Raw genomic sequence first — 19,030 nt, 5'->3', positions numbered from 1 at the left:
AAAGGGGATCCGCGGATATCCGCGGATCCCCTTTTTTTGTCACATTATACGCGGGACAAATACTCTCCCGTTCTAGTGTCAATCTTCAGCTTATCACCTGTGTTGACAAACAGCGGCACCTGAATCTGCGCACCTGTCTCGACGGTTGCCGGCTTGGTTGCACCTGTCGCAGTGTTCCCCTTCAGGCCCGGCTCAGTCTCAGTGACTTCGAGCTCAACGAACAGCGGCGGCTCGATTGCGAACACAGATCCGTTGTAGGAAAGGACCTTTACATTCTCGTTCTCCTTGACGAACTTCATGCTGTCGCCGACGATATCGCTGTTGATGGCAATCTGATCGTAGGTCTCAACATTCATGAAATTGTACAGATCGCCGTCCTGGTACAGATACTGCATATCGATGCGGTCAATTCTTGCCTGCGGGAACTTCTCAGTCGGGCGAAACGTTCTCTCGACAACGCCGCCATCGATGACATTCCTGAGCTTGGTACGGACAAATGCCGCTCCCTTGCCCGGCTTGACATGCTGAAACTCCATGACCTGCATAACCTGTCCATCGATCTCCAGTGTAATGCCGTTCCTGAAATCGCCTGCTGATACCATATAAATTCCTCCTTATGTCCTTATCGCATATCCGTAGATCGCATCGCATCTTTTGATTCCGCCATGCATCGCTTTATTTTATGCCATTTCACGGCTCAGTTCAAGGACTTTTCACGGTTCAGCAGGGTTCAACAGCCTTCATCAGCCGTCCGGCGCGCATCTCACCAGACAGGAAACCATACTTCTGCCTTTCCGGCAGCCCATATCAGACTGCCGAAGGCTTTGCTGCGTCAGTTTCCTCTGATCTCCTGCCTCATGAAGCCGACATAGGAAATCTCGAATGAGACAAATGTCAGCGCCAGCAGCCCGACCAGATGCGGCCACACCAGAAGAAGACTCTGCCCCAGGGACAGATATCCACTGATGGCCCCGACCAGCTGCGCATAGGAAACCGCGTTGATGGCTCTCGCCGCAGGGTTCATGATAATCGACGCCGCCTCTGAGTACAGATAGTACGGCGATATGCGATTCAGCCCTGTGTTCAGATTTGCATTCTTCAGTGCATTGGCAGCCTGCTGATACTCCGTGCTGACCGGATACACGCCGTCCGCGATGATCCCTGCCAGCAGGCTCATGAAGATCGCAAAGAACAGCCAGAGGGCGATGGAAGCCAGCGCAGAGGTTGCTGCATGGCGTGTGAAAACCGAAAACAGCATTGACATGGCCAGCCAGAAGCAGATATACACGATCGTATAGATCAGGTAGATCAGCACTCTCGCGATCTGCTCTCCATCCGGTTTGATTCCGGAGAAAAGGAAGCCCGCCGCCCCAACCGCGATACCGGTCGCAAACACCATGACTGTGATCAGCGTTGCCGATGCCAGGAACTTTCCGACGATAATGGAATCCCTGTAGATCGGCTGGGAGACAAGCCGGTTCAGCGTCCCGTTGCTCTTCTCTGAATTGATCGCGTCAAATCCCAGAATCAGCCCGATGAACGGCCCGATCAGTGCGATCAGAGACATATAGGACGGAATGGAATTGCCGGAGGTCGTATACAGTTTCAGGAACATGAAGGTCGTGTCAAAGGAATCGCCCTTCCCAGAAGCCGCCGCATCCATGGCCGATTTAATACCTGTCAGCGCGCCGTACACACTCGCGATCGACAGTGCCGCGACAATTACCAGGATGATGACCAGACGCTTGCTGCAGATATGGTCTGCGAGCTCTTTCCTGTAAAGCGCATCCAGACTGTGATAGCGTACCTGACGCCTCTCCTCGGCAGCTGCTTCCAGCTCAGGATCCTTCTGGGACTCCATTTTCCCGACTACACTGTCAACCTTCTCCCTGACGGCATCGAGCCCTTTTTCCTTCTTCGGCTTCATTCCGAACCAGGCACGATTGTCGGAGGTTTGTCTTTTTGTCCCGGCCTCAGACTTTTTTTCTGCCGCCGTGCTCTTTACCGGACTTGACATGTTTTGCCTCCTCTTTCTCTGCCTGTTCAAAATAAACCCTGTAAATTTCATCCAGGTCTCCGCCCTTCTGACGCAGGTGGAGCAGCGTGTAGTGATTCACGCCCAGGAACTCCGTGATCTGTTTCCGAAGGTCCCTGTCCGACTCGATGATGAAGCGCTCACCTTCCTTCGACACCTTCTTCACGCCGTCCAGCGTTCCGATGAAGCCAAGGAAACGATCATCACAGGGCTCAACTTCTATCTCAAGGACATAATGTCCTTCCGAGACAATCTTCCTGCCCAGCTCGTTAATCTTGCCTGACGCGATCAGATTGCCTCCGACAAAGATCCCGACTCTGTCGCAGATCTGCTGGATCTGGTAGAGCTGATGGGAGGACACCAGTACGGTTCTTCCGTCCTCGACAGACAGCTGCTTGATCAGCTGCAGGAATTCCCGCATGCCTTCCGGGTCCAGTCCGAGGGTCGGTTCGTCCATGATGATGACCTCCGGATCCTTCATCAGAACATCGGCAATCCCGAGCCTCTGCCGCATGCCCTTTGAATAGGTATTCGTTTTCTGGTTACCGGCATACGTCATCCCGACCCGCTCCAGCAGCTGGTCGATCCTGCCATCAATCTCCTTCTCCGGCACTCCATTGAGACGTGCTGTGAAACGGAGGTTCTCCCTTCCGGTCATGTCCCCGTAAAACCCGACATTGTCCGGAAGATACCCTGTGATGCGCTTGACCTGAAACGAGTCTCTCGTGCAGTCATGCCGGTCGATCGCGGCACTGCCAAGTGTCGGCTCCGTCAGTCCGAGCAGCATCAGTATCGTCGTCGTCTTTCCCGCACCATTCGGCCCGAGCAGCCCGAAAATCTCTCCCTTTTTAATGCTGAGGTTGAGATGGTTGACTGCCACCTTGCTGCCGTACGCCTTCGTCAGGTCTTTGGTGCGGATGATTGTATAATCTTCCGACATTTTTTATCTCCTGCCGAACTTGCGGATAATCGCCCAAAGGCTGACAACAAGTGCTGCGATGATGACGATGGCGACAACGCCCCAGCCAGTATGATTCTGGACAGAAACGCGCAGATCCGCCTCTGAGCTTGCGTTATCGTTCTTCGCCGTAATCGCGGTGACATAGTCTCCGATCACTGCATCCTTTGCCGGAGTGATCGTCGCGGTCACCTCCTTGGACGCACCCGGATCAATCGAATCGATGGTGCTGTTGTCGAACTCGACATTCCAGTCCGTCGAGGCCTGGGACATCAGCTGGACATTCTTCAGGGCAACATTCCCGGTATTCTGGACTTCGAGTGTGACCTTCCTGCCTTCCCCGGCATAGGCCTTTGCAGAGAGATTCCCGGACGGAGTCGTCAGGGTCATCCCATATGTACCTGTGATCGTGACGGTCAGCGGAAGCTTCAGAGTCTCATCTCCGGATGTTGCGGTGCAGTCAATCTCATAATCACCCTGCTTGGCATCCTTGGACGGTGTGACTGCAACTGTGATGGAGGAGCTTGATCCTGCGTCAACCGGTACGGAAGCCGACTGTGCAGATGCCCCGGACGGTGTAAAGGTAACGGTCCATCCATCCGGAACGTTGTCTGCTGCCAGCGCATACGTTGCGTTCGCAGACCCATTGTTCTTCAGTGTCGTGGAAAAGCTGAAATTTGTGGAGGAAGCGCCCTGCTGCTCCGGATACTCTGCCGTAAACTCGCCGGCCGCAACACCCTTCTCATTCTTGTCAACTTTGACGGTCAGCGGAAGCTTTGCGTCCGTACTGTCACCCTTGGCTTCCAGCGTCAGATTGTAGGTTCCCTCCTTTGTGTCCTCCGGAATGGAAAGCGCGTAGCTCAGTGTCGGTGAAGCCTCCTTCGTCTGCGCAGCCTCAACATGAACCATCGAAACCTCTGAGGAAGAGCCCTTGAAGCTTCCTGTCCAGCCATCCGGCAGATCTGCGGCGCTCAGCTCAACCGTGTCCTGTTTGTCCCCGTCATTCGTCAGATAGAGGGAAAATGTGGTGGAGTCTCCCGGCTTGACGGACACACCCGGATAATCCGTACTGAACACGACGTCCGTTCCCGATACTGTGGGGGCCGGTGCCTCTGTCTCCGACTGCGAGGTTGTACTGCTGCCGGCAGCATACGCGTTGACCGATGTGAAGGACCATGCCGCAATGGCGCTGCACAGCACTCCTGCCAGGACCACATTTTTCGCAATCCCAGCTCTATTGCTTCTTACCGTTGCCTTTTCCATGACTTTGCTCCTTTAATTTTTGAAGATTTGTGTCGATCAGGCAAAAAAGCGACACACAATTATCAACGTCTAAAGTAAACGCATTGTGTGTCGCTCCTGTTATAGAATTGTGTTCAATTTGTGAACGGAGGTCAGCTCTCTGTCTCCGCTTCCGCCTCTGTATCTGTATTCTGATTCAGCAGGCTGACATTGATCCCGTCCAGAACGGTTGTCCGGTAGAGCTTCTCGTATTCATCCTCGAAGCCGCGCTGAACCACCAGGCCGATTTCATCGTGATTGAAGAAGTAGTACTCACTGTCGGAGACGCCCTCCGGATACAGGCAGCCGCAATACTCGTAGTATCTGCCGTCGTCGACATTGAAGACAAATCTCGAGATGACCATCAGGGATTTGTTTGCGCCGTTCAGCAGCACAACCGACCCGATCGGAAGCCAGTCATCTGCCTTCAGTCCGTTCCCGTCCTTCGCTTCCTTCAGTGCATGAAGGTCGACCGTTGCCTCGATTTCCGATTCTGCCTCAGACTCACTGAATACACCCTCTGTTTCCCCGGGCATCACCTGGCTGCTTTCTGTCTGTTCCTTCTCTGCCTGCAGCTTCACGGTTCCGCTGACGGCACTGCCCGCCTTCTCAGTGGTCTGACCCTGTCCTGCATATGCCGGTGCCGCAGAAAGCATCACGCCTGCGAGCACCGCTGCCAGAATCTGCCGTCCTGTTTTCTTCTCCTGCATCTCAGTCATCATCTGGATTGTTCTCCTTTATCGTCCGTAACTGTTCTTCTTCTCATCCGCCATCCGCTTCATCTCAGCTGCAGTCGCGCGCACCGCATCCGTGATCTGAACGCCTCCAAGGATTCTGGCAAGCTCATCCGTGATCTCTTCTCCTGTCAGCTGCCGGACACCCGTGTGTGTTCTTCCGTCCTCCGAGCGCTTCTCTATCAGGAAATGGACATCCGCCATTGATGCGATCTGAGCCAGGTGCGTAATCGCAATGACCTGTCTGTCCCTGGAGAGCTGCGCCATCTTTTCCGAGACCTTCTGGGCTGTCCGTCCGGAGATTCCCGTGTCAATTTCATCAAAGATCAGGCACTCGATCTCATCCTTCTTCGCCATCACGGTCTTGATACCAAGCATGATTCTGGACAGCTCGCCGCCGGAGGCCACATGCTGAAGCGGCCGGAGCGGAAGGCCCGGATTCATCGAGATCAGGAATGATACCTCGTCCATTCCATTGCCTGACGGCTCCTTCAGCTTCTCAAAATGGATCTCAAACCGGACATCCAGAAAGTTCAGGTCCTTCAGAGAGCGGACAATCTGTTCCGTGAGCTTCTCCGCAGCTGTTTTTCTCTGCGCTGTGATCTCTCTGCAGACCTCCAGAAGCTCCTTCCGGTTCTTCTCCGCTTCCGATTTCAGCCCGCCGACATAGGCATCGAAATTACTCAGCCGGTCCATCTCCTGCTGACGCGCGTCCCGGTAAGACAGGATGTCTTCAATCGTCCTGCCATACTTCATCTTCAGATGGTTGATCAGATCCAGCCGCCCGGAAACCTCCGCAAATTCCTGCTCATCATAACTGAATGCGTCGATGTAGCCGGACAGGGCGCGCGTGAAATCGCTGAGCATGCTCTCCGCATCCGAAAGGGTGCTCTGAAGCTGCGTCAGCTCCTCATCGTAAGGCGCAACGGCGGAGAGCTCGCCCGACGCCCTCGAAATCTGGGAGGACGCATCGGTCTCGCCATCACCGTCCGTCAGCCGCTGGACTGCTGAGAGCGCTTCCATGATTTTCTGGGCGTTCGAGAGAAAACGGAAGCGGTTCTCCAGCTCCTCATCCTCTCCCGGGCGAAGATCTGCATCATCGATCTCCGAGACCTCAAAGCTGATGAAATCCATTTTCTTTGAACGGTCTCCCGCATCCTGCAGCGCTTCCTTCAGTTTCTGCGAAACAGATGCATACGACTGATAGAGCGCCCTGCACCGCTCTTTTTTCTTCTCCAGACTCTCGCCTGCAAAGTCGTCGACCAGCTGCAGGTGGTACTTCGGATACAGAAGCGACTGATGTTCATGCTGACCATGGATATCGATCAGATCGGAGGAAAGTTCCCTGACAAGCCCGATCGGGACGACCTCCCCGTTGATCCGGGAAATGGACCGGCCCTTCCGGAAGGATCTGGATATAATGATCTGTCCGTCCATGTCCGGAAGTTCATGTTCATCGAGCCATGCCTGTACGCTGCCGGACTGGGTCTCGAAGATCAGCTCGACTGAAGCATTGTCCGCATCCTCCGGAACGAAATCCTTGAAAGATCCCGAGCCGAGTGCGACTCCCAGTGAGCCGATCAGGATCGATTTGCCGGCGCCTGTCTCCCCGGTCAGGATATTGAGCCCATCCCCGAACTCAATCTTTTCCTCCTCGATCAGCGCCATATTTTTCACGTGAAGTACTCTCAGCATTCACTTACCCCTGCGCACGCTCTCCCGCGCTTCTTCCCTCTTCTCCATCCCGGCCGGTGCAGATTCCCCGGATCTTGTCCATCACGACCGGTGTGTCGCCCAGTGAGTGGATGGCACAGAAAATCGTGTCGTCTCCGGCGATGCAGCCGGCAATCTGAGGCCAGTTCATGGCATCCAGCGCGGCAGCCACCGCCATCGCCATCCCGGATACCGTCTTGATCACCAGGATGTTCCCGGCGCTGTCCATCGACACGTAGCCTGCCTTCAGGACCCTCAGGTATTTCTCGTCCATCAGGCTGTCCGCTTTCTGCGGCTCAAGTGCCACATAGCGCTGGCGGCCATTTTCGGCAGGAACTTTCGTGAGATGAAGCTGGCGGATATCCCTTGAAATCGTCGCCTGCGTCACCGCAAACCCGTCCTTGTTCAGATAGTCCGCCAGTTCCTCCTGAGTCCCGATCTCGTAGCGGCTGATCAGATCGAGTATTCTTGCATGCCTGTTGATCTTCAAATTCATTTACCTCAGTTTCTGCCGGATGATTTCGACAAAGCTTGTATGGTTGATCTTGATGATATGCGTCTTTTTCTCTGCCTTCGTCACGACCACCCTGCTTCCCGGCGTAAGCGCCACCGATGTGTCGCCGTCGAACATTACCTCCGCAGGTTTCTCCCGTTCCTCCGCCTTTCCTTTTGTGACCTCCACTGTCACGGCCACATTATCCGGGAGGACGATGGAGCGGGAAGTCAGGGTGTGCGGAGCGACAGCTGTCAGCAGCATCAGAGAGGCCTCCGGCTCGACGATCGGTCCTCCTGCTGAGAGGCTGTAACCGGTGGATCCGGTTGGCGTCGACACGATGAAGCCGTCTGCCCGGTAGGAACACAGGAAGATATCATCGACAAACAGGTTGATATCAATGACCCGCATCGCGCGCCTTCCGATGACGATATCATTCAGCGCCATGTCCCGCATCAGCACCCGGTTCTGGTGATAGACCGTTCCGGCAATCATCATGCGGTCCTCGATGGAAAAATCATCCCCCATCAGCCGGTCCAGCGCAACCGGAACATTCTGCAGATCAATCTCCGCCAGATAGCCGAGCGATCCCATATTGATGCCGAGCAGCGGAAGCCCTGTTTCCGCCAGATCCCGGGATGCCTGAATCAGCGTGCCATCCCCTCCGAGAACCAGGACGCCCTCCACATCGGGCGGAATGGCTCCCGCATCCGTGTACCTGTACCTTGAATCCGGCGCGGAGCGTGCCTGCTCCTGTATGTAGCACTTCTTCCCGTGATCCTCCAGATACTTCCGGATAAACTCTGCCTCCCTGCGGCAGGATCCCTTCTGCTGGTTCGCAATGACATAGAATCCGTTCATGCCTCTTCCCCGGTTTTGCCCAGACTCAGGTGCGCGCCGCTTACAACTTCTGTGATCATCCTGTCCGTGACGCTGCCCTCGCTGTCCTTCTGTCCCTTCACAAGATCAATCAGGTATTCAATGTTGCCCTCCGGTCCTCTGATCGGGGAAAATGTCAGTCCATTTGGCGTCAGACCATGCTCCTGTGCATAATCGCGGACCTTCCGGATAACCTCCTCGTGAACAGCCGCGTCCCGCACCACGCCCTTCTTGCCAACCTTCTCCCGTCCAGCCTCAAACTGCGGCTTGATCAGGGCTGCGATGCGGCCATCGTCCGACAAAACGCCGCTGACCGGTTCCAGGATCTTTGTCAGTGAGATGAAGGAAACATCAATCGATGAAAAAGATGGCCTGTCCGGGATATCCTCCGGTGTCAGGAAACGGGCGTTGAACTTCTCCATGCAGACCACACGGCTGTCATTTCTCAGCTTCCAGTCCAGCTGACCATGACCGACGTCGATCGAATAGACTCTGACGGCGCCGTTCTGGAGCATACAGTCCGTAAACCCGCCCGTGGAAGCACCGACATCCATGCAGATCAGTCCGTTCAGCCGGATGCCGAATGTTTCGATCGCCTTTTCCAGCTTCAGGCCGCCACGCGATACATATGGGAGTGGATTGCCCCTGACCTCAATTCTGGAATAGACATCAAACTTTGTCCCTGCCTTGTCTTCCTTCTGCCCGTCCACATAGACCTCACCGGCCATGATGACAGCTTTCGCCTTTTCGCGGGAATCAAAAAAGCCGCCGCGCACGAGAAGGACATCCAAACGTTCTTTCACTTTCCCCTCCGTCAGAGTCCGATAAACCTGGAAACCACTTTTCCGTATATGCTTTCCGCATCGATGCAGCACTCTTTTTTCAGCACATCGACCGAGCCATGCTCGATGTAGGCATCCGGAAGCGCACACACAAGCGTCGGGATACTGCTGCCGATGGCGCAGAGGTACTCCAGAACACGGCTTCCGAAGCCGCCGGAATGGACATTCTCCTCCATCGTGACGAGCAGCTTGTGTTCTGCTGCCATCCGGGTGAGCGTCTCCTCGTCGAGCGGCTTGACAAACCGGCAGTTGACAATCGTGCAGGAATATCCGTTCTGACGGAGGCGCTGCCTGACCTCAAGCGCCGTCTGGACCATGCTCCCGACTGCCAGCAGGCAGATATCGCTCTCATCATAGAGCACCTCCCAGCGGCCCTGCTCGACGGGTGCCCTGAATTCCTGAAAGCTGTCGCACGCACTCCCCCTCGGATACCGGATCGCCACCGGTCCGTCTGCCTTGTGGATGGCCCAGCGGAGCATGTCCGCCAGCTCCCACTTGTTCTTTGGTGCCATGACCGTCATGTTCGGAATCAGTGACAGATACGACAGGTCAAAGATCCCCTGGTGCGTCTCCCCGTCCGCGCCGACCAGCCCTGCCCGGTCGATTGCGAAGACAACATGCAGATTCTGGAGGCAGACATCATGAATCATCTGATCGAACCCGCGCTGAAGAAATGACGAATAGACAGCAAAGACCGGGATCATTCCGCCGACCGCAAGCCCTGCGCAGAACGTCACGGCGTGCTCCTCCGCGATGCCGACATCAAAAAACCGCTCCGGATACATCCCCCGGAACCGCCTCAGGCCGGTACCCTCCGCCATCGCTGCCGTCACGGCGCAGAGGTTCGGAACTTTCGCCCCCTCCTTGCACATGACTGTGGAGAATACATCTGTCCAGTCCGCCTTTGTCTTCTTCGCCTTCGGCAGCCCGGTTTCTATGTCAAACGGCCCGGTTCCGTGAAACCGCTCCGGCATCCTCTCCGCAGGCCCGAAGCCTTTTCCCTTCTTTGTCCGGACATGGACAATGACCGGTCCCTCGACCTTCTTCGCATTCTCGAACAGCCTGACCATCTGATCGATGTTGGCTCCATCCACCGGTCCAAAGTACTTGATGCCGAAATTCTCCAGCAGCGCGCCGCCGGGCATCAGAATTGTCTTGAGGCTGTTCTTTGTCCGCCGGACGCGCTCGACCGCCCAGTCTCCCGCAAGCGGAAGCTGCCTCAGGGCATCTTCCGTGACTTTCTTGAGATCAGTGTACCCTTCGCTTGTCCTCAGGTCAGACAGATACGTGCTCAGGCCGCCCACATTCCTGGATATGGACATCCCGTTGTCATTGAAGACAATGATGAAGTTGGTCTTCAGGTTCGCTGCATTGTTGATCGCCTCGTAGACCATGCCGCCCGTCGCGGATCCATCGCCGATGATCGAAACGACCGAATAATTCTCACCTGCCAGATCCCGCGCGCGGACAATTCCGAGTCCCGCGGAGATCGAGGTGGAGCTGTGTCCGGTGTCAAACACGTCGCAGCAGCTCTCCGACCGCTTCGGAAATCCGGACATACCGCCCAGCTTCCTCAGAGAGGTGAACCCCTCCTTGCGTCCGGTCAGGATCTTGTGCGTGTAGGACTGATGGCCCACATCCCAGATCAGGCGGTCCTTCTCCGGGTCAAAAGCGAGATGAAGGGCCATCGTCAGCTCCACCACGCCAAGATTCGACGCCAGATGTCCGCCCGTTACGGACAGTTTTTCAATCAGAAACTGCCGGATCTCCTCTGCCAGCTGCGGGAGCTGATCGTGCGGGATCTTCCGGATATCGCCCGGCTGATTAATCTTCTCCAATACCATAGGCTCACTTCCTGCGGTCCGTCAGAGAGGCGAGAAGGGCTCTCAGAAACGGGTCCTCCGCCTCCAGATCATCAAACTGTCTGAGCGCGCGCGACGAGAGCCGCCTCACAGTCTCCTCTGCCGCCTCCACGCCATGTATGCCCGCATAGGTCGTCTTTTTGTTCCTCTCATCCGACCCTGCCGGCTTGCCGAGTTCCTCCGTCGTTTCTGTGATGTCAAGGATGTCGTCACGGATCTGAAACGCATTGCCTACATCGGTGCCGATTGTCTCCAGCTTTGTGATCTCCGTATCCGGCGCACCGGCCAGCACGGCACCGATCATCAGCGAAGCCTCGATCAGAGCACCGGTCTTGTGACTGTAGATATAGTCAATTTGTTCTTCTGACAGCGGCTGTCCGTCCAGCTCGACATCGACGGACTGTCCGCCGAGCATTCCGCGGGGTCCTGTCTTTTCAGCAAGAATCTGCAGCGCCCTGGCGACATATGCCGCCTCCTGCCCGCTGCAGCGGGCAAATGCCCCCGCCGCTGTCTCATATCCCAGGCTCAGGAGTCCGTCTCCCGCCAGAATCGCCATCGCCTCTCCGTACACAACATGGGTTGTCTTTTTCCCGCGCCGGTATTCATCGTTATCCATTGCCGGGAGGTCATCATGCACCAGAGAGTGCGTATGGATCATCTCCATGGCAGCCATAAAAGGCTCTGCCAGCTTTTCATCTCCGCCGTACATCCGGCAGGTGCTCTCAATCATCAGCGGGCGAAGACGTTTGCCGCCAGCCCGCACACTGTAGTTCATCGCCGAAAGAAGCGTCTCATCCGCACCCTCCGCCACCGGGAGAAAAGAACAGACGACTTCGTCCGCATGCCTTGTGCGCTTCTTCAGTTCCTCTGCGAAATTCATCCTGGCACGATCCTCCTTCTCTCTGCAGCACGCCGGCTCTGCCTGCCTGCACGGCGCATCATCAAACGTTCAGGATGCTGCCTCATCCAGTTTACTGGAAATCGACCTCCGTCCCGTCATCCTCCAGAGCCCGGACCTGCCTGTCCACAAGACTGATCCGCTTCTCCGCCTCCTTCAGAAGGGTATCTCCCTCCTTATAGAGCGCAAAGGCATCCTCCAGGCCTGTCTCCGGGTTCTCCATTTTTTTAGTGATTTCCTCAAGCCGGCTGAAGATCTGCTCCAGCGTCATCTCATCTGTCGTATCCTGTGTCTGACTCTGGTCCGTCTTCCGGTCTTTTTGTCCCTTCTCCGCCATCGATCCTCCTATATGCATCTTCGCCCGGAACGATCCTTGCACGTCCCTTTTATTCCCCGGACTGAGGCTTTAGCCCTTCCGGCCGGATCTGCTGTACCTTTGCGCCCAGACTTCCGTCCCGGAGCGTAATGTTCAGAAGCTCTCCCCGCACAAGTGAGGATACCGACTGGACAGCCCTTCCTCTGCTGTCGGCAACAAAGGCATAGCCGCGGTTCAGATGGTCCTGTGGGGAAAGCATCTGTACCTTCGCCTCCAGTATCTTGTATCTGCCTTCCGTCCCCTGAAGCCGCTGCCGCATCGCTGTCCTCAGCGGCGGCTCTGTCATCCGGAGCCGGTTTTCCGTTTCCCGAATTTTTGCCTTCATCCGAAGATCGAGATTCAGAGCGCGCACAGCCTCCCGTGCACTGTCAACTCGGGCCCGGCAGGCATTCGCCATCCTCTCCTGCAAGTGATCGAGCTGCATCATCCGCTCTCTGAGCCGGCCTGCCGGTCCCTTCGCCTGCAGACGGAACCGGTATCCCTCCGCCTCTCTCCGGACATACGCGCACTTCTGCGTCATCTGATTTCTGAGCCGGATCCTGTCCTGCTCAATGGCAGCCCGAATGGCAGCCATGTCATCTACAGCGAGTTCTGCCGCCGCCGAGGGGGTCGGGGCCCTCAGATCCGCGACATAGTCCGCAATGGTGAAATCCGTCTCATGCCCGACCGCGGAAATGATCGGCGTTGAGGCATTGAAGATCGCCTCTGCGACGACCCGCTCATTGAATGCCCACAGGTCCTCGATGCTGCCGCCGCCGCGGCCAACGATGATGGTGTCAACATGATGGCTGTCGAGCAGCCGGATTCCCCTTGCGATGCTCTGTGCCGCCCCCTCGCCCTGAACAAGTGCCGGATACAGCAGGATCTCGATCCCAGGATTGCGCCGTTTGGACACGTTGATGATGTCCCGGACCGCCGCTCCGGTCGGTGCCGTGACAACGCCGAGCCTTTTGATATAGTGTGGAATCGGCTTCTTGTACATCTGGTCAAACATGCCCATATCCGACAGCTCGTTTTTTAACGCCTCAAAACGCTCGTACAGCGCCCCGATTCCGTCCAGCCGGATCGCCGATGCGTACAGCTGATAGCTTCCGCCCTTCTCGTAGACGCCCATGCTTCCGAAGACGATGACCTTCTGACCATCCTCCAGCCGGAAATTCAGCTTCTTCCGGCTGCCTGCAAACATGATGCAGTTTACCTGTGCCAGCTCGTCCTTCAGAGAGAAATAAATATGCCCGGAGGAATGATACTTGCAGTTCGAGATCTCCCCCTTGACGTAAATTCGTGTCAGGAAGGGATCCGCCGAGAACATCTGATGAATGTAGCTGTTGACCTGGGCGACTGTGTAGACAGATCTCTGCGTGCTCATCCGTTCTTCTGGCGCTGGATCTTTGCGAGGATCCCATTGACAAAGGACGAGGAGTCATCCCCGCCGAACTTCTTTGCAAGCAGCACGGCCTCATTGATCGCCACACCTGCCGGAATATGCTCGTCAAAGAGGAGCTCGTATACCGCGACTCTCAGGATGCAGAGGTCGGTTCTGGCCATACGTCCGGTCTTCCATCCGGTCGAGGTTTCATCCAGAATCCGGTCAATCTCCGGTACCTTCGTGCAGACCTCCAGCGCCCGCTGGCGGACCTCATCCTGGTCCTGCGGCTGCACCTCGCAGGGCGGAAATTCCAGCTCCTCACCACTCTCATGTGTGAAGTACAGGTCAATCTGCTCTGAAACAGCCGCCTCATCCGGCCACATATACGGGGCATCCTGTCTGTGAGACCGCAGAAATTCACAGGCAAACAGAATCCGGAACACATGCTCTCTCAGTTCTCTTCTGGTCATAAAAATCTCCCTGTACAGAAAAAGCCATTGCATGAACACCTCTCCCGACCGGGACCACCAGTATCTCTGCAACAGCCTCTGCTGTGTCTTATGATGATATGAAAGGTACGATAATGATGCTGTTATTCCTTCTCGGCAGACTGCTGGGACTTGCCGACGACAATCGAAGCGACACGGATATTGACCTCTCCCACCGAGAGCCCGGTCATGGTCTCGATCGCGGTCTTGACCCTGTCCTGTACCTTCGCGCAGGTTTCCGGAACATTGTAGCCGTAGCGCACATTCACAGACAGTGTGACATTCGCCTGCCCGTCTGCATCGACGGACAGCTTCACGCCCTTGCCGATGCTCTTGATTCCAAGCTTCGAGATGACGTCCCTCGTGACGTTCCCGCCCAGAGAGGCAACACCCTTCACATCTGACGCCGCAAGCCCTGCAATGATCGCAACCACATCATCCGCGATCTTTACGACACCCTCGCAGCCGTCTGTATGCATCGTTATGGTATTGATATGAGCTGTTTCAGAAGACATGTGACAACCTCCCTGATGATCCTCAGACTTATTTATACCGATTCTATTACAAAGAAGGGTTGTTTGCAACCGCCGCCGCCAAACACCTGCGGATTCGGCGGATTTCGCAAAATGACTGCCGTTACCGGGCGAATTCCGCCAGCTTCAGCTTCGGATTGCGCTCCTCGACCATGCCAACCGACCAGCTGTTCACAAACAGAAGCAGCGGACGTCCCTTCAGATCCACAATCCGCTTCATATCAGAGGTTCCGGTAATCTTCTCCGGCGCAACCTCCTCCGGGTTCTCGATCCAGCGGATATACTCGTACGGCAGATCCTCCATACGGATCTCCACGTTGTACTCATTCTCAAGGCGATACTTCAGGACATCAAACTGCAGCATGCCGACGACGCCGACGATGGTCTCCTCGAGACTGCCGTTCGGCTCCTCGAAGATCTGGATGGCACCCTCCTGGGCGATCTGCGTCATACCCTTGACAAACTGTTTCCGCTTCATGGTATCCATCGGCCTGACACGCGCAAAATGTTCCGGCGCGAAAGTCGGAATTCCTTCATATGTAAACTTATGTCCCGGCGTGCAGACTGTGTCTCCAATCGAGAAGATACCCGGATCGAAAACACCGATGATGTCGCCTGCATATGCCTCGCTGACCACATGTCTGGAGGAGGCCATCATCTGCTGCGGCTGTGACAGCCGCAGCGTGCGCTTTCCCTGCACATGGTAGACTTCCTTGTCAGCCTCGAACTTTCCGGAACAGATGCGCATGAAGGCAATTCTGTCGCGGTGCATCTTGTTCATGTTCGCCTGGATCTTGAATACAAAGGCCGAGAACGGCTCCTTCACCGGGTCAATCGTGCCGCAGTCCGCCACGCGGGCAAGCGGCGGCATCGTCATCTCCAGGAAATAGTTCAGGAAAATCTCAACGCCGAAGTTTGTCAGCGCGGATCCGAAGAATACCGGGCTCAGCTCGCCCCTCGACACCTTCTCCTGGTCGAATGCGGCGGAGGCGCCGTCGAGAAGCTCGATCTCCTCCTCCAGCTTTTCCTGGGCGTCCTGTCCGATAAAACCGGTCAGCTTCGGGTCATCAATCTCATAGATGGTTTCCGTTCCTTCCTTCGTTCCCTTCTCCGTACCGGAATAGGTCACAACATGGCGTCCTCTTCTGTCGTAGACACCCTTGAAATTTTTACCGGACCCGATCGGCCAGTTGACCGGGCAGGTGGCAATTCCAAGCTCCGTCTCGATGTCATCGAGCAGATCGAAGGTATCCCGGGCATCGCGGTCCATCTTGTTGATAAATGTAAAAATGGGAATATGCCTCATGACGCAGACCTTGAACAGCTTCCTTGTCTGCGCCTCGACGCCCTTGGAGGCATCGATGACCATGACCGCCGAGTCTGCCGCCATCAGCGTCCGGTAGGTATCCTCCGAGAAGTCCTGATGTCCCGGCGTATCCAGAATATTAATGCAGAATCCCTTGTACGGAAACTGAAGGACAGAGCTGGTCACCGAGATTCCTCTCTGCTTCTCGATGTCCATCCAGTCGGAAACCGCGTGACGCGCAGTTGCCTTCCCCTTCACGGAGCCGGCAAGGTTGATCGCTCCTCCGTAAAGCAGGAACTTCTCCGTCAGGGTCGTCTTTCCGGCATCCGGATGGGAGATGATTGCAAAGGTTCTTCTTTTCTCAATTTCCGTTCTCAGGTCGCTCACTGTTAACTCCCGGGGCATGGTCTCATCGCCAGCCATCCCTCTCCGGGCAAAGCCGTTCATGATCCCTGCACGGAATGTCCTGGCGCTGGCTGATATCTGCACGAATCCCCACTATTTGTATCATCGTCAATACCATAGCGGATTCTATCAGCAATGCCGGGGGCTGTCAACAAACCTGAAACAAATGAAAAGGGACATCGACAACTTCTCTCGATGTCCCTTTCACTGATGAATCGGTTCAGTTCCCATTGGAGGGTACCTGCCTTTCTCAGACTTCTCCGTCTTTTCGGAGAGCTGTCTCCTGATCGATGGAGACTTTTAAGAAGAACCTCTTTTCTTTTCTTTTCTTCTTGTCTGTATCATATCAGTCTGAACCGATTTTGTCAATATATAATCGAATCATTTTTATTTTATCTGAAATTGTTCATATTGCTTATATTATTTCAGATATTTTCAAGTCCTGCTCTGTATTCCTCATCCATCAAGTGCGCAGGGATTCCAGCTTCATCCTCCTGTGCTGTCCATATGCTTTATTCATACAGAATGCACCCTTCGGCGTCAGAAAGGGAGCCGGTTACTGGATCGTCGTCCCTGCAACGCCCCTGAGCGCCGCCAGCGCTTTCTCCGGCGAAGTGATGATTGCCTTCCTGCCCGTCTTCTGAGACACAAAATTGACACTGGCTTCGATCTTCGGCTGCATACCAGTCTCGCCGAACTCTCCGTCTGCCATGTAAGCTCTGGCCTGTGCCGCCGACAGATGGTCCAGCGGCTCCGGATGACCGCTTCCGTAATGAAGGGAAACCTGATCGACGCCTGTGAGGAACAGCAGGATATCAGCGTCTGTCAGGTCTGCCAGCTTGCCGGCTGTCAGATCCTTCTCCACAATCGCGCTCGCGCTCTTGAGTCTGTGTGGCTGCTTCAGAACCGGAATTCCTCCGCCGCCTCCGGCAATCACGATCTGTCCGGCCTGAACGAGCGCATTGACGGCATCGATCTCGACAATATCGATCGGCTTCGGAGAGGCAACAATCCGGCGGTATCCCCCCTCCGCCTCGACAACATAGTTGCCCTTACTCTCTTCTTCCTGGGCTTCCTCCTTCGTGAGGATACGTCCGATCACCTTGACCGGATGGTAGAATGCCTCGTCGTACGGATCCACGATCACCTGCGTGATCACGGTTGAAACCGTCCGGTATATGCCCCGGTCCATCAGTTCACTGTGCAGCATGTTCTGAATATCATACCCCACAAGCCCCTGGCTCATCGACGAACAGAGAGACATCGGCGCATTGTAGGTCTCATGGTTTTTCGCATACTCATTGAGTGCTGTGTGGATCATGCCTACCTGCGGGGCATTGCTGTGGGTGATCACCAGCTGGCAGCCAGCCTCGATCAGATCGGCCAGCACCTTCACAGATGCATGGACAGCCTTATACTGCTCCGGAAAATTCGTTCCCACTGCGTGATGCCCAAGCGCTGCCACTACTCTCTTTTCCATAGCATCTCCATTTCCGCCGCCTGTCAGGCGGCATGAATCCTTCTGCCTTCTGCAATCGCTTTTTATCTCTTCCGGCGATCAGGCATCCCCTGAAGCTTCTCTGTTCTCCTGTTCTGTAAGTCCCGCAAAAGGCCTGAGTGCGAAATCGGTGATCACCTGCGCCACCCTTCTGATAGGGAGAAGCCGGAAGGCCGCCATCCTCACCAGATCGACAGCCGTGCATTCCAGATACAGGGCTGCTGCCATAACAAGCACCATCAGGCACGCTGCTGCCGGTCCGAGCTTCGCAATGAACTGATACCGTCCTGCCAGCACATACTCCCAGAAGTAAGGCTGAAGCTGCACCAGATATACGGAGAATGCCAGGGGGGAGAAGAACCGGATCAGCCCCCTCAGCACCCGTCCTCTGCATTTCAGCCTGCTGAAAATCATCAGCAGGCAAAAAGCGCAGATGACAATCGTCGGGCTGGCATATGAAAAGAGGAGCCGGCCATATCTTGCCTCCCCGTACACAGATGTCGTCCAGTTCTCGATCAGGATCTTTGAAATCCAGGTCGTCAGGACACAGATTATGTACAGCATAGCATAGAAGGCGCCTGACCGGTGCAGGAAATCCGCGTTTTTCTCTGAAACCTGTCCTTTCACGCCAGCCGCGGCTTCTGTTTCTGTGATGCTTCTTTCCGCACCGCCAGATTCTGAACGCTCCTGCTTCTGTCTCTCCGGATGATTCTGATCTGTAAGTTCCCTGACGCAGGCTCCTATGATATACATGACGGACAGCCACAGAAAACTGTACCCGGCACTGATTCCCAGGAAGTCTTTATTTGCAATGCGCGGCACCATCGTGAAAACAGAACAGAGGAGAAACAAAGTGATCGCAAGCTTCTTCTTGCCGGCGCTGCCCAGCGATTTCACCAGACGGTTCAGATATGGCTCAACCACAAATACGCCCACATAGCTTGAAAAATACCAGTAGGTCTTCCACATGGTCGGAAACAGTGCTTTATAGAGGGTATCAGATTCCACCGGAAGGTGAAACACCGCCACAGCAATCAGCGTTCCCAGCGCCGAGTACCAGAACACCCTCAGCCAGAGCTCAACGATTCTGGATGGCCGGTGTACAGAGCGGATGCCGACATAGCCGGAGATCATCCCATAGGTATTGACAGCACAGTAAGCCGCCGTCTCGAGGATATAGACACTGTACCAGACTTCCTCCCGCTCGACATAGCGGACCATCGCTCTTCCCTGCCCGCAGACATGCAGAATGCAGATCAGAAACATGCAGAAAATTCTCAGAAGGTCTATTCCCAGATTCCGCTGCTGCCGCTCTCTTCCAGTCCTCATGATCCCGTCCTTCCTCCTCTCCAGTCTTGTT

18 protein-coding genes are annotated in these 19,030 nt (G+C 55.4%); all 18 read right to left on the bottom strand.

Going from position 1 to position 19,030, the window contains the following annotated elements; all coding sequences use genetic code 11:
- Positions 1–44 precede the first annotated feature (44 nt).
- The 18 genes from efp to ACTQ1N_RS05585 all read right to left on the bottom strand — a co-directional run bounded on the left by efp (position 45) and on the right by ACTQ1N_RS05585 (position 18,999).
- The gene (gene efp, locus ACTQ1N_RS05670; RefSeq protein WP_154523713.1) at positions 45–602 is read right to left on the bottom strand and encodes an elongation factor P; all 558 of its coding nucleotides are present in this window, start codon (positions 600–602) and stop codon (positions 45–47) included.
- A 230-nt stretch (positions 603–832) separates the two neighbouring features.
- Positions 833–2,017 carry an ABC transporter permease gene (locus ACTQ1N_RS05665; protein ID WP_441955455.1) on the bottom strand — a complete coding sequence of 395 codons (1,185 nt, stop codon included), beginning with the start codon at positions 2,015–2,017 and terminating at the stop codon, positions 833–835.
- Positions 1,974–2,975 (bottom strand): ABC transporter ATP-binding protein, encoded by a 1,002-nt coding sequence (locus ACTQ1N_RS05660; protein ID WP_441955453.1) that lies wholly within the window; start codon positions 2,973–2,975, stop codon positions 1,974–1,976. The genes ACTQ1N_RS05665 and ACTQ1N_RS05660 overlap by 44 nt, the downstream gene beginning before the upstream one ends.
- Positions 2,976–2,978: 3 nt before the next feature.
- The gene (locus ACTQ1N_RS05655; protein WP_441955451.1) at positions 2,979–4,256 is read right to left on the bottom strand and encodes a COG1470 family protein; all 1,278 of its coding nucleotides are present in this window, start codon (positions 4,254–4,256) and stop codon (positions 2,979–2,981) included.
- Positions 4,257–4,387: 131 nt separating this feature from the next.
- Positions 4,388–4,996, bottom strand: a complete 609-nt coding sequence (locus ACTQ1N_RS05650) for a DUF4176 domain-containing protein (RefSeq protein ID WP_441955449.1) — start codon at positions 4,994–4,996, stop codon at positions 4,388–4,390.
- Positions 4,997–5,011: 15 nt separating this feature from the next.
- Positions 5,012–6,703: a DNA repair protein RecN gene (gene recN / locus ACTQ1N_RS05645; RefSeq protein ID WP_441955447.1), complete on the bottom strand. Its 1,692-nt coding sequence runs from the start codon at positions 6,701–6,703 to the stop codon at positions 5,012–5,014.
- Between the two features lie 4 nt (positions 6,704–6,707).
- On the bottom strand, positions 6,708–7,211 hold the full coding sequence (locus ACTQ1N_RS05640; protein WP_441955547.1) for an arginine repressor: 504 nt from the start codon (positions 7,209–7,211) through the stop codon (positions 6,708–6,710).
- A 6-nt stretch (positions 7,212–7,217) separates the two neighbouring features.
- Positions 7,218–8,075: an NAD(+)/NADH kinase gene (locus tag ACTQ1N_RS05635; RefSeq protein WP_441955445.1), complete on the bottom strand. Its 858-nt coding sequence runs from the start codon at positions 8,073–8,075 to the stop codon at positions 7,218–7,220.
- Positions 8,072–8,896, bottom strand: coding sequence for a TlyA family RNA methyltransferase (locus tag ACTQ1N_RS05630; RefSeq protein WP_441955443.1), 825 nt, complete (start codon positions 8,894–8,896; stop codon positions 8,072–8,074). The genes ACTQ1N_RS05635 and ACTQ1N_RS05630 overlap by 4 nt, the downstream gene beginning before the upstream one ends.
- A gap of 11 nt (positions 8,897–8,907) precedes the next feature.
- Positions 8,908–10,779, bottom strand: a complete 1,872-nt coding sequence (gene dxs / locus ACTQ1N_RS05625; protein ID WP_441955441.1) for a 1-deoxy-D-xylulose-5-phosphate synthase — start codon at positions 10,777–10,779, stop codon at positions 8,908–8,910.
- Positions 10,780–10,783: 4 nt separating this feature from the next.
- Positions 10,784–11,677 carry a polyprenyl synthetase family protein gene (locus ACTQ1N_RS05620; protein WP_441955439.1) on the bottom strand — a complete coding sequence of 298 codons (894 nt, stop codon included), beginning with the start codon at positions 11,675–11,677 and terminating at the stop codon, positions 10,784–10,786.
- Between the two features lie 91 nt (positions 11,678–11,768).
- Positions 11,769–12,032 (bottom strand): exodeoxyribonuclease VII small subunit, encoded by a 264-nt coding sequence (gene xseB / locus ACTQ1N_RS05615; protein WP_441955437.1) that lies wholly within the window; start codon positions 12,030–12,032, stop codon positions 11,769–11,771.
- 49 nt (positions 12,033–12,081) lie between these two features.
- Complete coding sequence (gene xseA, locus ACTQ1N_RS05610) at positions 12,082–13,440, bottom strand: exodeoxyribonuclease VII large subunit (protein ID WP_441955435.1); 1,359 nt, start codon at positions 13,438–13,440, stop codon at positions 12,082–12,084.
- Positions 13,437–13,910 (bottom strand): transcription antitermination factor NusB, encoded by a 474-nt coding sequence (gene nusB / locus ACTQ1N_RS05605; RefSeq protein WP_441955433.1) that lies wholly within the window; start codon positions 13,908–13,910, stop codon positions 13,437–13,439. The genes xseA and nusB overlap by 4 nt, the downstream gene beginning before the upstream one ends.
- Positions 13,911–14,032: 122 nt before the next feature.
- Positions 14,033–14,443, bottom strand: a complete 411-nt coding sequence (locus ACTQ1N_RS05600) for an Asp23/Gls24 family envelope stress response protein (protein WP_441955431.1) — start codon at positions 14,441–14,443, stop codon at positions 14,033–14,035.
- A gap of 121 nt (positions 14,444–14,564) precedes the next feature.
- Complete coding sequence (locus tag ACTQ1N_RS05595) at positions 14,565–16,172, bottom strand: peptide chain release factor 3 (protein ID WP_441955545.1); 1,608 nt, start codon at positions 16,170–16,172, stop codon at positions 14,565–14,567.
- A 556-nt stretch (positions 16,173–16,728) separates the two neighbouring features.
- Positions 16,729–17,652 (bottom strand): carbamate kinase, encoded by a 924-nt coding sequence (gene arcC / locus ACTQ1N_RS05590; RefSeq protein WP_441955429.1) that lies wholly within the window; start codon positions 17,650–17,652, stop codon positions 16,729–16,731.
- A 78-nt stretch (positions 17,653–17,730) separates the two neighbouring features.
- Positions 17,731–18,999, bottom strand: a complete 1,269-nt coding sequence (locus tag ACTQ1N_RS05585; protein WP_441955427.1) for an acyltransferase family protein — start codon at positions 18,997–18,999, stop codon at positions 17,731–17,733.
- Between the last annotated feature and the right edge of the window lie 31 nt (positions 19,000–19,030).

This window comes from Porcincola sp. LCP21S3_C12 (assembly GCF_052118625.1).
Taxonomy (GTDB): domain Bacteria; phylum Bacillota; class Clostridia; order Lachnospirales; family Lachnospiraceae; genus Porcincola.
Note: the sequence above shows the minus strand (reverse complement) of the source record. Positions and strands in the feature narration are given on the sequence as shown.

Coding starts and splice junctions, on each gene's coding strand:
- ACTQ1N_RS05665 (WP_441955455.1), bottom strand. CDS start 2,017: ATGTCAAGTCCGGTAAAGAGCACGGCGGCAGAAAAAAAGTCTGAGGCC.
- ACTQ1N_RS05655 (WP_441955451.1), bottom strand. CDS start 4,256: ATGGAAAAGGCAACGGTAAGAAGCAATAGAGCTGGGATTGCGAAAAAT.
- arcC (WP_441955429.1), bottom strand. CDS start 17,652: ATGGAAAAGAGAGTAGTGGCAGCGCTTGGGCATCACGCAGTGGGAACG.
- ACTQ1N_RS05595 (WP_441955545.1), bottom strand. CDS start 16,172: ATGCCCCGGGAGTTAACAGTGAGCGACCTGAGAACGGAAATTGAGAAA.
- nusB (WP_441955433.1), bottom strand. CDS start 13,910: ATGACCAGAAGAGAACTGAGAGAGCATGTGTTCCGGATTCTGTTTGCC.
- ACTQ1N_RS05635 (WP_441955445.1), bottom strand. CDS start 8,075: ATGAACGGATTCTATGTCATTGCGAACCAGCAGAAGGGATCCTGCCGC.
- ACTQ1N_RS05660 (WP_441955453.1), bottom strand. CDS start 2,975: ATGTCGGAAGATTATACAATCATCCGCACCAAAGACCTGACGAAGGCG.
- xseA (WP_441955435.1), bottom strand. CDS start 13,440: ATGAGCACGCAGAGATCTGTCTACACAGTCGCCCAGGTCAACAGCTAC.
- ACTQ1N_RS05600 (WP_441955431.1), bottom strand. CDS start 14,443: ATGTCTTCTGAAACAGCTCATATCAATACCATAACGATGCATACAGAC.
- recN (WP_441955447.1), bottom strand. CDS start 6,703: ATGCTGAGAGTACTTCACGTGAAAAATATGGCGCTGATCGAGGAGGAA.
- xseB (WP_441955437.1), bottom strand. CDS start 12,032: ATGGCGGAGAAGGGACAAAAAGACCGGAAGACGGACCAGAGTCAGACA.
- ACTQ1N_RS05585 (WP_441955427.1), bottom strand. CDS start 18,999: ATGAGGACTGGAAGAGAGCGGCAGCAGCGGAATCTGGGAATAGACCTT.
- efp (WP_154523713.1), bottom strand. CDS start 602: ATGGTATCAGCAGGCGATTTCAGGAACGGCATTACACTGGAGATCGAT.
- ACTQ1N_RS05650 (WP_441955449.1), bottom strand. CDS start 4,996: ATGATGACTGAGATGCAGGAGAAGAAAACAGGACGGCAGATTCTGGCA.
- ACTQ1N_RS05620 (WP_441955439.1), bottom strand. CDS start 11,677: ATGAATTTCGCAGAGGAACTGAAGAAGCGCACAAGGCATGCGGACGAA.
- dxs (WP_441955441.1), bottom strand. CDS start 10,779: ATGGTATTGGAGAAGATTAATCAGCCGGGCGATATCCGGAAGATCCCG.